This is a genomic window from Bradyrhizobium cosmicum (assembly GCF_032290525.1).
Lineage (GTDB): Bacteria > Pseudomonadota > Alphaproteobacteria > Rhizobiales > Xanthobacteraceae > Bradyrhizobium > Bradyrhizobium cosmicum_A.
The window spans coordinates 95,337-107,731 of record NZ_JASXTA010000024.1 but is presented as its reverse complement, the minus strand read 5'-3'; the positions used below and the strand labels follow the sequence as shown (position 1 = coordinate 107,731).

The window sequence follows — 12,395 nt, the reverse complement described above, 5'->3', positions numbered from 1 at the left end:
CCGCGGAAAGAACCATGAACCCGGCAGCGGATCATTTTTGTCTATCGGGCTTGACACCGTGCCCGCGATTAAAGAACGGACGACTAAAACGGATGCCTCTTGGACATCAGAGCAGGTTGATCGCAGCTTCTCCGTCACCAAGCCGCAATGTAGAGTTGTTATCCAACCGCCCGGCGAAGAGCGCATCGATATTTTCGTGGTGAGCGTTGGACTCGCGGAATATCCAGGGCCCCTATTCGACAGTGACCGATTTAGTAAGATTACGTGGCTGGTCGGCGTCTGTGCCCATCATCAATCCGGTGTGATACGCCAAAAGCTGCATCGGAATGTCATAAACTATCGGAGTAAAGTTTGTCGCCATGTCAGGCAGTACGACGGTCGCGAGCAAGTCCACAGTGGCCGCCTCGGCCCCCTTTGCATCGGTCATTAGGATGATATTGCCGCCTCTTGCTGCAACTTCTTGCATGTTTGAGACCACCTTTTCGAACAATAGGTCGCGAGGGGCGATCACGACTACAGGCATGCCATGGACGACCAGCGCAAGCGGGCCATGCTTGAGCTCACCCGCAGCATAGCCTTCGGCGTGGACATAGGCGATTTCTTTCAGCTTCAGCGCGCCTTCCAGCGCCAGCGGAAAGGAGCTGCCGCGGCCGATACAGAGTGCGCCACGCGACTTGGCGATCTCGCGCGCGAGATTCTCGATTTGCGGCTCGGTCGCAAGCGCTGCTGCAATCAGCCGAGGAACTTCGACCAACTCCTGCACGAGTCTGGCCTCGTCGGCGCGGGACAATTCACCGCGCGATCTCCCGGCGGTGATCGCAAGAGCCGCGAGCACCGTCAGTTGGCACGAGAAGGCCCTGGTCGACGGGACGCCGATTGAAGGCCCGGCGAGGGTCTGGAGCACGGTCTCGCTCTCACGCGCAATCGTCGAGGTCGGCACGTTGACCACGGAGAGCGTGTGCAGTCCCTGCGACTTCGCGCAGCGCAGCGCAGCGAGTGTGTCGGCCGTCTCGCCGGACTGCGAAATGAGGATGGCGAGATCGCGCTCACGCAGAGGGGGGTCGCGGTAGCGGAATTCGGAGGCAACATCGACCTCAACTGGGACCCGGGCCAGCCGCTCGAACCAATATTTGGCGACGTGGCCGGCATAGCTTGCGGTGCCGCAACCAGTGATCAAGATTCGGCCAAGGTCATTGAAGTCAAATGGGAGCTTCTGAGGCAATGCGACGCGCTGGGCCGCCACCTCAACATAGCGCGCCAGCGTATGTCCGACGACTTCCGGCTGTTCGTGGATTTCCCTGACCATGAAATGGCGGTAATTCGCTTTGGGAATGAGCACCGAGGACGCGCTACATTTCGGTACCTCGCGATGGGTTACCATGCCTCGCATGCCATAGATTACGACGGATTTGCGGGTCAGAACGGTCCTGTTGCCGTCCTCTAGGTAATGGTCTCCGCGAAAGGCGCAAGTGCAATCTCATCCGACGCCAGATACATTTCGCCGTTGCCATGGCCGATCGTAAGTGGTGAGCCATTGTGGAAGCCTATCAATATTTGAAAGGAAAGATCAGCGCGAACGCGCCGCGCGCGAAGCCTTCACCGCGTCCTGAGGCGAACAGCCCTTCAAACGAATTAGGCACCCTGCTGTTGCAGCTCGGCGCGTAGCGCAAGAAAAGTTTCAACAATGCCATTATGGACGACCGTCACATTGTCAGTCGCATGCGGATGAGCGTTATTCTCGGTCGGCTTTCTGTGGGTGGCCCAGCGGGTATGCCCCATTTCCGGAATGCCCCCAGAGCGGCACTGCGCGCAATCGGCTCTCTATCCAACTTGCCCGCGGCGCGCCGCCGATGGAGATGAGGACGTTCCAGCGTTGCAACGCCTCCGGAGTCATAGCCACCGAAAGGACCAATTGCTTCGAGACCGGCCGGCGTCCCAAAATGCCGACAATTCCGCACTTGCAGATTAATATGCCCCGCAGCTACCATTGAATCATGATGTCTTTCCAATTGTGGGCGGCAAGCTAAAGGCGTTGCCAGCTCAATGAGGCCTCCCATTTATTTGCGTGACCCAAAGCAGCAATTTGCATGCGAATAGCGAGCGACTTTACAATGCTCCGCTTTCGAAAAGGAGCTCTTGGCTATGCGACGCGTATCCGGTGCCCGACACGCTCTTCGGCGGATCTCGCCACGCTAGTCGATCATTCCGCACCGAGCAGGAAAGAATTGAAACAGCGCTTGGCTCCCCGCCGATCGTCCGGTGCTTGCCGTGCACTGAGGAGGACGGTTTGGATCGCGAACGCGCCGAAATCCGCACTAAGCGCCACGTCACAGTAAAATCCCCAAAAGGCTGTCCCGTCATAAGCCTAAAACCTCTGCTGCCTTCGAGCCTCCAACGCGGTTTGCCCTTCCTCATCCCCGCCGACTGGACCCCAGAGCAGGCTCTTGCCGTCTTCGAGCTGCTCGACGATCTCTTCGCCGTCATTACAGGCGCCTCTCGACGTAGACGATCCTCATCTTCGTACGATGCGTTCAAGCGGTACGCCGGTTCGGTCTGGCCGCGTCTGGAGCGTTTCGCGAAGCGTTTTGCGCTTTCATCTCATACTGCGCTGCAAAATTCGAACTTCGAGGAGCCTATCAAGAACCATATCTTGCCCCCCGGATCTCAAGAGCTGCAGTCGCCGCCACGTGGCCACCGCGTTGTCATATTCAGCCCTGTCTGGATCACGACGTATAAGGTGCGAAATTCGACAAGTCGGCACAAGTAGTCCGCCCATGCGTCGCGAAGTAGTTGTTTTGTCCGCTTCCAAGCAAGCTCGCATAAGGCGTTTGTGGCACGCAGTTTGCTGACTTCCGGTGGAAAACCATTTCGAATATGGCGGTCTCGCAGACAGCCCAGCCCGGAGCTTCACATGGCGCTTGCTCGATTGATTCAAATAAATGATCGACAAGCACGGTTGAGTGAGATTTCGCCAATTGAAATCCGGTCGGGTGCGTCGAAGGGACTTCTATCATTCGTGCTGTGTAGGACTTGGTCCTCATCACCTCTAGGGAGCGGCAGCGACGCTCATGACATGCGCCGTGCTTCAAAGGCTGCAATCGATAATCGTCGAGCGTGTGCCCACTTGTCACTCACGATATCAGGGGCAAACCCATCAAGTTCTTCCCTTCGGAGGCGAGGCGTTCCGCACGTTTTGCGCGCCCGTTTTCGCGGGGTCGATGTCCATCGGCCCAGGTGACCAGCGCTAAAGGAGCGCGCTGGAAGCGCACTGAGGCGATCCGTCGCTTGTGGTCTTGCTTCAGAGCTGGCCGCTTGAATTTGCTTCGCCACGATACGAGAAGGATCCAAAATGGCTGTTGTCCGATTTGTATTTGCCGCATTGAAGCCGGGTGTCAGCGGAGCCGACTATGAGCGTTTTGAGCGCGAGGTCGACTATATCGTCGCGGGCAAATTGAAGACTATTGTCAGCTATTGCACGCACCGCATCACCGAAACCGGCTCTGGTATATCAGGCGGACCGTGGGATTATATCGAGCGTATTGAGGTGACCGATCGCGCTGCCTATCAAGCCGAGCTGGCTGTGGTCGGCAAGGAAATGCTTGAGGAACTCTACGAGAAGTATCTCGACAGATCCAAGACGGTGTCGGTCTGGTCGAAACGGATCGAGCCATGAGGCTCGATGGTCACGGCTCACAGCAAAAGTGGCGTTGGTCGGCGGTTCTTCCCCGAACGCCGGAGCAGAAATTCCACATAAGTTCACGCGAGCTAGAGTGCACGGCGCCCTTCGCTATTGGGGGCAGATTTCGAAGGCTGTGTGGCGATTTGCGGTCTGGCATTCACGTGCAGCAAGACCCTTCCGCTGATTAAGTCCCGAACTGCCCCGTCACCCCAACACGCTGGGTTCGCGGCGACATTGGATATTGCAAATGGAGGAACCGGCGCTCTCATGTCCGACAATGCTGCTCAATTCGATGAATTTGCAAGTCTGCACGAGAACATGGCTCAGTGGCCCCTTCGAAAATACATTGAAGTGCCGAGTGTACTAGAGGCGATCGGCGACGTTGATGGCCTATCAATCCTCGATTTCGGGTGCGGCACGGGGGCAATTTCGCGAATGCTTAAGCAACGCGGAGCGCGCTGCGTTGTAGGATATGATCCGGCGCCAGGCATGCTGAACTACGCGCGGCGTCGGGCAGAGAAAGAGGCGTCCGATCTCTCCTTCATCGCCCATCTCTCTGCCAGCATGACAGCCCAATTCGACGTCGTACTTGCATCCTATGTGCTTCCCTATGCTGCCAACAAGACTGAGCTAGACAGCATGTGCGGCGAAATGGCCGGACTGTTACGTCCCGGCGGGCGCTTGGTATCGCTATCGACTCATCCGTCTTACAACCCACACTCAAATCACTACGAAGCCTGTGGGTTCAGGCTCGTTGTCGACGATCCTGAGAACCCGTATTTAGAAGGTCGACGCATCAGGATCGAGTTCTGCAAAAACGGAGAACAGGGCGGCGTATTCGCATGGCATTGGCCCGCTCCTTCTTTGGAAAGGGCATTAGGACAAGCCGGGTTCCGGTCGTTGAAATGGAGGGAATTGGGTGCTCCAGCATACTCCCATATAGAACAGCTCCCCAAAGAGCTGCGTGCATATCTCCAAAGCCCGCACGCGATCATCATTGAAGGTGTACTCGCCCGTGGACATGCGGAGCAAAACCCATGACGTTTCTCCCATTCAGGACGGAGTTGTCAGGCGTTCCGCACGCTCTATGCGGCCTAAATGAGCATGACTGGGATGCGCTAGTCAGTGATAACAATTTCTACAACAGCTACCGATGGCTACGAGCTCTCGAAAATTCATTCGGTACAACAGACGTACTCGCGGTCCACGGGCCGGCCGGACTCGTGGCCGCGTGTACGCTTTGGGAGGGAAGCCAATCAGCTGGGATGTTCTTCTTACCAGATTGCATGGGGGGTATTCCTGGCCCTTGGCAACAAACCTTTCTCTGGCTTGGGGGACGGCGCAACACCCATAACGAGATTCCCTGCGTCCAGGGCAGGCGAAGGCGTGAGGCTTTGACAGCGTTAGGACGCAGCGCTCTATACTATGCTCAGGAACGGCGATACGCCGGCTTTGTAATGCCGTACATGCCCTATCAGGCAGCAGTGGAATTTGCTGGGGTCATAGGGGGGGCAGTCGTTTTGCATTCTGCCGAAGCGTCACTGGAAGTGCCGGACACAGGGCTCCCCGGGATGATCGCGCACTCGTCCGCGCATAATCGTAATCAAAGTAAGTCTGAAATCTCGGCGTTCCAGCGAACGGGAGGCAAGATCGAATGGCTACCAGCCGAAGAACTTGATGACTCAATAGCCGCAGATTTGATAACCCAGAACAGGTCTAGGTACGGCAATGCCGATGATCGCGACTGGATGCAACGGATCCTCGCCGGGCAGAGGAAGGCGGGTGTCTCGCATTTTGGTGCCGTAGCGATTTCCAAGCGAAACAATGAGATAACCGGTATGGCCGTTTTCTATCGCTTCGGAACGGCACTTCACTTGCGCTACTTCGGGGCAGACTACAATCTCGATCTCAACGATTACAGATACTTCGTATTGTGCTATTATGAGCCTCTCGACTATGCTGCGGCGCGCGGCCTCAAGACGTTGCGGCTTTCTACCTCTGCGCTGCGCGCGAAGGTGAACCGCGGGGCAAAGATCGAGCCGCAAGCGATCGTCGTCAAATGTATTGGTGAACAGCACATCAGCCGCTCTGAGATCGAGCGGCACAATCGGTGTACGCTCAGGCACTATCAGGATCAATTCCCCGGCCATCTGAGCCGCGATTGGGAATTCGTCGAGGCTCATCGAGATCCTCCGGATTAAGTAACTGCGAGATCGGGCCAAAACCCGCGGAGACCTTAGGTGCGATGCCCCTCGACGCGGTGGCGGGACTTGGAGTAGGGGATGCTGCGCTGGTTCTGTTGTCGCCGGCATTTTCTCATTGATCAGAAGCTGATCAGACCGTGCCCCTGGTCCACGGGCGTCTAAGGTCGGTTGGGATGTCCTATTCATTGAGATCGGCCGCAATCTCGCCCTCGCTGCGACCTTCATGGACGAAAGCCTGATGGATATTGCGGGCTAGAACGACTGCTTCTGCGGGGCCGGGGTCGGCGCCGACTTCTTGCTCAATCTGATCGCCTACAACCTGATCCGCATACCCAAACTACTTGCTACATAGCCAGCCCGCGCCGGGGTAGCCCGACGCGAGGCCGAACACGAAATCCAACCTCCAGCGCGCCGCTCCGATAGCGACCGAACAAGAACAAGAAAATTCTCAACTTCATAGTTTTTGAGCAGACTGCTAGTCTTACTGCGTCATAAATTCCGATAGCCACTTTGACTGGAGATTGGCCTGGTGCAACAAGGGCATCGAGATAGTGTGGCGACGAGAGCAGCGCTTAATCTTCTTCGGACGGTCGCGATCGAATTTGGAACGTGCCGTTCAGGCCGCAATGGCGGATCCCCTCGGTCGATAATTTTCGGGAATAGTAGCTTCCTTGAAGATTTTGGTGGCGGCTGTTGCTGAGGGGGAAATCGTTTCTCGCTAGGCCAGCGCAAATGATCAAGTGCAATTGCCGGCTTGGCATGCGGGACGAGCCAAACCGCTTCGCGATTACTGTACAGGGCTGATGATGCCGTGCGACCGCAAGAGTGTCGAGCCGATGGCGGCGATGACGGCTCCTGAGCGGACAGCAGCGCAACATCAGGCATTGTTGCATCTTGTCGGTCAAGGCGACTGGTCGGATCAGCAGGTGTTGGCCAAGGTCCGTGAGTTAGTGCTGCCGGGCATCGAACGCCATGGAGAGATCGAAGCTTGGATCATCGATGATACCGGCTTTCCTAAGAAGGGCCGGCATTCGGTCGGGGTTGCACGGCAATATTGCGGTCAGTTGGGCAAGCAAGACAATTGTCAGGTTGCCGTGACGCTTTCGCTCGCGAGCCATCATGCGAGCTTGCCGGTGGCCTATCGGCTCTATCTACCAAGGGAGTGGGTGACGGACCGTGCACGTCGGCGCAAAGCCGGTGTCCCCAAGGAAATCACCTTCAAGATGTCCGATCACGCTCGCAAGGCCCTCAATGTACGCCGAAAACCGCGACGCTACGTCCCCCGAACTTGTCAGACCCATCTCAGTCTCCCACGCTGAAAAGTGAGTCTTCTCAAATATATGATTCCTGTCGACAAGGGCCGCGACACTCTGACTCAGTAAGACTAGTTCGCAGCAGATGCGACGCTCGCCTGAAGCAAGGAACGACTACTTGCGCTCAAAACGAGATTCGGGCCGCTCTGGCTAATCGAAGGAAATATCGAGCCTTCTCGATAAGTGCTACTCGGAACAGCTCGGCGTTGAATCGAGCGCGGGTCCGCTCCACTTCCTTGTGTCAGATCATTCTGCAGCAGCGCAAGGACGTGGTCACCTATCGAGTGCCCCTATTCTTCTCGTCTATTTTTATGTTGCGATCATGTCGAAGCGAGATGCGCCAGTTCCCGACAAAGCGCTGCCATATCTACTCAGAGTGGGTCGCGCGCTAATTCATAAAATATTGCAGAAGTCGCAGTCATCACAATATGTCATGAAGTTCCGCAAGTGCGGACGCTCGCATTCGAGACCATTGAGGCGTTTCCATCGCAACCGCTGGCGGCTGGCGCTCGTCTTCATCAGCGTGCTTTCTCTAAGTGGCTCTCCCATCATGAACCGCGAGATCGCGCAAGCCGTCAAACTAGGATGCACTGCTGTCCAAGATCGCGGGCCACTGCATGAAATGACTTGCGCGCTGAATTCCTCCCGAGCCTAGGGCCCGCTTCGGCGGCGCCTTGTTTCGTTCTCGCTAGAGAATTGATCTTGGACGCGCCAACTCGACCACGGGTGCCGAATGTGAAATCGGGACCGCAATGGTTAAGGCTCCAGAAGGCCGCTTTTATCTGAACGAAGACCCAAGCGTCCGGCCAGGTGCGCTCGTGAAATCGTAACCCCCACACGATCACAAATGCGTTTACGTGCTTGCAGCACTACCAGAGCAGATTGAACGGATGGTGATTGTCGGTAAGGGCATCCGCAATCATTTAGAGGCTGAATACTGGTTTGCTTCGACAAAGGGACGGACGTCGCATGACGCCCTGTGCCCTCCGGAAACACCAGTCGGTCCCGTCAGGTTTTCGAAAGGTTGTCCGAATAAAAACCTGTTACCACGAGAATCAGTTATGAGCACGTTCCCTCCGACGAGCAGAGTCTGGCCCAGCAGCGCGATGCGCTGGCCGGCGCTGCTGGCGCGGATACGACCGCTTTTCGGGAGCTTTAGCAGCCTACCCACCAGCCTCTGTCGCTGTTGACAGGAGGCGGGGAGGGATAATCAACTTGTACAGCGCAATCAGCAATAGCGGCGGTGGTCAACGTGTCTCTTTGTTTTCTGATGCTGGTCAACGCGATGAGATCGGAATGATGATTGTGTTGCCGAGGCGCGACACTTTGCGAATTATCGACATAAAGAGTTGCGGCCGATCCAGGTACAAAGGGATACGGACGGCTCTGGTCGACATCGCCGATTGGATTAGAGAGTCAGTGGGCCTTTCCAGTCTATCCCTCATTTCTATAGACGACGGGGCCTCCGTCTTTTTCTATAAGAACGGATTCCGATTCGCTGGAGAAGGGCAGGACGAGAAGAACTTTGAAATGGGGAAACATATTTCCGATCTAGGATCTCCGTTTCCTGACGACGTCATGCTTTCGGGCGATATGGAGCGCAGGGCTTAGCGCATTCTTGGCGGCTGTACTGGCCAGCCTCTGAGTGCAACCAATATCAGTTGAGGCTGAGTGCAAGCCGCGACGTGAATCCAGGCCTTTTTATGAAGGGATCGTCGTTGGCGCGCGCGGCCATCTGCTGCCGAGGAGGCCAGCGGGTTCGTCTGCGGCAGCTAAGGCTGGCGCTGGTGTGAGTAATGCGCGAACTCGGAGCGGCGCGCGACGACGGTCCTCTTGTTTTGGTTGCCGGTCTCGGCAATCGGCTTTCTGGAGCTGGAGTCTTTGTGGTCAGTGCACCCGAGTTTGGCTCTGGGCAGCTATGAAGAGTCATCTCATCTAGGGAGAGTGGTATGGAAACGAGCTATAACGATCCGAACTATTGGACGCATTGGTACGCTGACCAGCAAGAGCTGCAGCGTGCGCGGCAAGAGTCGGATAATGAGCCTGCGGGTCAAGTTGGCTTTGAGCAGCAGTTGGGCGAGCTGCAACTCGGCTCCCCTGATGAGAGCTCGGCTGAGCTAAGTTCGCCCGACACCCGACCCGCAAAGGCGCATGACAGTATCCAGCGCACTGACGTTGGCGGTTCGATGCGGATGCCGCCGCAGTCCAATCTTCAGGGTAACTCGTTCAACAGCACGCGCTACAGCGTAGATCTGCCTCGCGCTCACCTTGTTGGCTCAGCTGCTGGGGCATCGCAGTCTGACGTGCGTGACAGGCTATTCAGCAGCACGCGCTATACAGCACCATCGGAACCGGAGCCCGTCGCGCGGACAAGGGATAAGAAGAGCGGAGGACTGTTTTCTCGCGTTCAATCAGGGCTCGGCAAAGTCTTCGGAGGAAGTCGCGGTGAAAAGTCGTTCGGCGGCCCAGCGTCAGTTGTGGTCTATTCAGAGCTTCGTATCGATTGCTACAAGCGCAGCCGCGCATCCGAAGAGGACGCGCCCCTCCTTTCCGAGTTCGCGCGATGGGCTGCAGGCAGTTATGCTCCCAATAGCATTGAGAAGATGATGCAATATCTGGGCCGGTTCTGCGAGTTTTTAAAGTCCAACAACTTGACACTGGCTAGCCTGCTTGAAAACCCTATTCAGTTGAAGGCCCATGCGAATGAATTTGTGAATGCGGGGGGCACAAAGCGAGTGCATCGCGCATTGGAAGCGCTTCGGAAGTCCCGCGCCGGCGGTTCTCCTCCTTCTCCGCCGCCCCTTACCGGAGACGCGCTACTCATTCGCCAGTACGCGGCAGCAGCCCGGGCACATAATGTTCCCGACAGAACCTTCGGAAGGCATACGGATGTTCTTACGCACTTTGCTGAGTGGCTCACAACCAAACAGAAGCCATCCCTGACTTCTCGGTTTCGAACCGACGAATTAGCCGAGGACATCATGGCCTACGGCGAGGAGAATGACCACAGGGGCCGCCTCTTCGTTGCCCTGAATCATCTCCGAAGGCTTCAGCCTGACGGGGGAGGGTTCGAAACACTCGGACCGGGGCCACGCGTCATGGGGCGCCGTATTTTGGGTGCTTATGAGAGCGACGCCAGCATCATCGACGGCGCCACTGACGTAGCCGTGGGCAGGCTTGGACCTGAATCGACTGCCACAGAGAGGGCGCTTATCCTCAACGTCGCCAGCGGTCAGCGCAGGCTTAGTGAGTGGCTGAAAAGAGAGGGCAAGGAGACTATAGCGAGCCGACTCAACGGCAGTGAGGAGCAGGAGAAACAATTGGAGAAAGATATCTCGGAGTTCAAGCGAGACATTGGCTATCCGAAAATCAACTTGGGGATCAACGACCTTCGGAAGTACCTACGCGGCGAGCTCCAGCACGGGCTTCATCCTCTTGATCCTCGCCGGCTTCATCCTTATGCCGTCGACGCCAGCATCATCGATGGCTTGGCCAAGGACCAGCTAAGCAAGCTCGGATCCGACCCGGCTTCCCAATCGAAAAAGATATATGTGCGGAATACTGCTTCGGCGCAACGTAGCTTCAGTGATTGGCTCAAAACCACGGGTAAAGAGAGCATAGTGAGTCGAATCAACGGCAATGATCAGCAGCAACGGTCGTTGAACGTAGATTACCGGGAATTCACTCAAGCCAAACGGAACATCCGCCTGAGTTTGGACAGGCTACTCAGCCAGCTTGGGCCGTACCTACGGCTCGTCGAAGCAAACAGAGCGCTGGGAGTGGCCTTCCCTGAGCGGCCGAGGCAGGAATCGCCGCTTGCGGGGTCGAGCTTATCGTGGCCGCGAGTGCCGTCCGACTTCGACCCGAGCGAGTGGCTGCCGCTCGCGCCAGCTTGGTCGCCGCGAGGGCCGTCCCCGTCCGAATTCAGCCTCGGTGATTTGCCGACGCCGCCTGACTTCGGTCCAAGTGAGTGGCTGCCGCTGTCGTCCGACTATGGGGCGAGCATCCGGCCAATTCCGGATGCCGCGCCAGCTCGGTCGTCGGAGATCTACCGCGGTCTTGATTCTCTGGTTGATCTGCCGTCCACACCGCAGAATCGGACGTCAGAGATCTACCGCGGTCTTGATTCCCTGGTTGATCTGCCGTCTACGCCGCAGGAGATGCGTGACGATGCTCAGTCTGCGCTGGCGCCTAGCTCCGGCGTCAGATCGCCGTTCTTCATCGGGCCATCAGGCGCACCTCAGGAACTAGAGGATATCGGACATCTCGTCGGTAGGGATTGGCAGCATGGTACCCAGCCCGTCCCGGATTTCCTCGTTGATGTGCTGGACAACAGAATGCTGTTGCCGAATTTGCGCATCGTTCCACAGCCGGTCTCTATCAACGGTGAGACCTACTCGATCATGTTGGGACCGCGAGGGCGCCTCGATTCTCAATTTATCCATCATCCTCGTCCATCCTCGGCTCCGGATGCTCAGATCGGCGCGTTGGCTACGGGGGCCTCTTCTTCCCGCGACCGCAGCGGACGGGTGCTCGACGCCGAGCAATGGCTGGGTGACGAGCATATCCAGCGGGATTACGAGCTCCTAGCGCAGGAGCTGGGGCGGAGTGATCCGAATCTCGCCACCCGGACGCGGTTCGTGGATCCCCTGATAGCCTTTCAGCTGAGCCATGGCGCCGATACCGACGCGCTACGCGCGCTCCATCGCCTTGTCGATGATCGGAATGGTAACGATATAGTCGATTTCCTGTTCTTGCCAGTTAGCGATGCCAGCCCTACGGACCGCGCTCGCCGCGGCGAACATTGGTCGCTGCTGCTGGTTGATCGCCGCGATCGGGAGAGGCCGGTTGCCTATCACTACGACTCCGCCCGGGGATTCAATGATCGGCCTGCACAACGGCTCGCAGAACGGCTGGGCGCCAACCTGCAAGCCGCCAGCATGCGCCAGCAGAATAACGGTTATGATTGCGGCGTCTTCCTAGTGGATGGCACCCGGGCGCTGGTTGGGCGATTGGCGGTAAGACGGCAGGTAGACCTGAACCTTGACAATCTCGTCGTCGATCGGCGGGCACTGCAAAACCGACTGAGGGGCTGATGCCGGCTTCGACTGATCGTGCGCGCCCAGCTGGTTGGAGCGGCTTCTCGCCGACCCGACCAGAATGCGAATCAGCGCCTCGCAGAGCATCATGGTGGCTCAC

At 57.2% G+C, this 12,395-nt stretch carries 6 protein-coding genes and 2 pseudogenes; 7 read left to right on the top strand and 1 reads right to left on the bottom strand.

Annotation, left to right across the window (positions count from 1 at the left end):
• Positions 1–232 precede the first annotated feature (232 nt).
• Positions 233–1,966 (bottom strand): annotated as a pseudogene (gene glmS, locus QSV46_RS32560) (glutamine--fructose-6-phosphate transaminase (isomerizing)).
• Positions 1,967–2,287: 321 nt separating this feature from the next.
• Here glmS and QSV46_RS32555 point away from each other — a divergent pair.
• From QSV46_RS32555 to QSV46_RS32525, 7 genes and pseudogenes are all read left to right on the top strand, one after another.
• Positions 2,288–2,767 carry a hypothetical protein gene (locus QSV46_RS32555; RefSeq protein WP_314961095.1) on the top strand — a complete coding sequence of 160 codons (480 nt, stop codon included), beginning with the start codon at positions 2,288–2,290 and terminating at the stop codon, positions 2,765–2,767.
• A 582-nt stretch (positions 2,768–3,349) separates the two neighbouring features.
• On the top strand, positions 3,350–3,673 hold the full coding sequence (locus QSV46_RS32550; RefSeq protein WP_314961093.1) for a hypothetical protein: 324 nt from the start codon (positions 3,350–3,352) through the stop codon (positions 3,671–3,673).
• A gap of 273 nt (positions 3,674–3,946) precedes the next feature.
• The gene (locus tag QSV46_RS32545; RefSeq protein ID WP_314961091.1) at positions 3,947–4,720 is read left to right on the top strand and encodes a class I SAM-dependent methyltransferase; all 774 of its coding nucleotides are present in this window, start codon (positions 3,947–3,949) and stop codon (positions 4,718–4,720) included.
• 416 nt (positions 4,721–5,136) lie between these two features.
• Positions 5,137–5,880, top strand: a complete 744-nt coding sequence (locus QSV46_RS32540) for a peptidogalycan biosysnthesis protein (RefSeq protein ID WP_314961089.1) — start codon at positions 5,137–5,139, stop codon at positions 5,878–5,880.
• A 743-nt stretch (positions 5,881–6,623) separates the two neighbouring features.
• Positions 6,624–7,103 (top strand): annotated as a pseudogene (locus QSV46_RS32535) (IS701 family transposase); the annotation flags it as partial.
• Positions 7,104–8,411: 1,308 nt separating this feature from the next.
• Positions 8,412–8,807 (top strand): hypothetical protein, encoded by a 396-nt coding sequence (locus tag QSV46_RS32530; RefSeq protein WP_314961087.1) that lies wholly within the window; start codon positions 8,412–8,414, stop codon positions 8,805–8,807.
• A gap of 338 nt (positions 8,808–9,145) precedes the next feature.
• Positions 9,146–12,292 carry a Ulp1 family isopeptidase gene (locus QSV46_RS32525; RefSeq protein WP_314961085.1) on the top strand — a complete coding sequence of 1,049 codons (3,147 nt, stop codon included), beginning with the start codon at positions 9,146–9,148 and terminating at the stop codon, positions 12,290–12,292.
• Positions 12,293–12,395: the final 103 nt, after the last annotated feature.

Excerpts from the sequence above, each read along its gene's own strand:
- QSV46_RS32550 (WP_314961093.1), top strand. The coding sequence starts at position 3,350 with ATGGCTGTTGTCCGATTTGTATTTGCCGCATTGAAGCCGGGTGTCAGC.
- QSV46_RS32545 (WP_314961091.1), top strand. The coding sequence starts at position 3,947 with ATGTCCGACAATGCTGCTCAATTCGATGAATTTGCAAGTCTGCACGAG.
- QSV46_RS32540 (WP_314961089.1), top strand. The coding sequence starts at position 5,137 with ATGCCGTACATGCCCTATCAGGCAGCAGTGGAATTTGCTGGGGTCATA.
- QSV46_RS32525 (WP_314961085.1), top strand. The coding sequence starts at position 9,146 with ATGGAAACGAGCTATAACGATCCGAACTATTGGACGCATTGGTACGCT.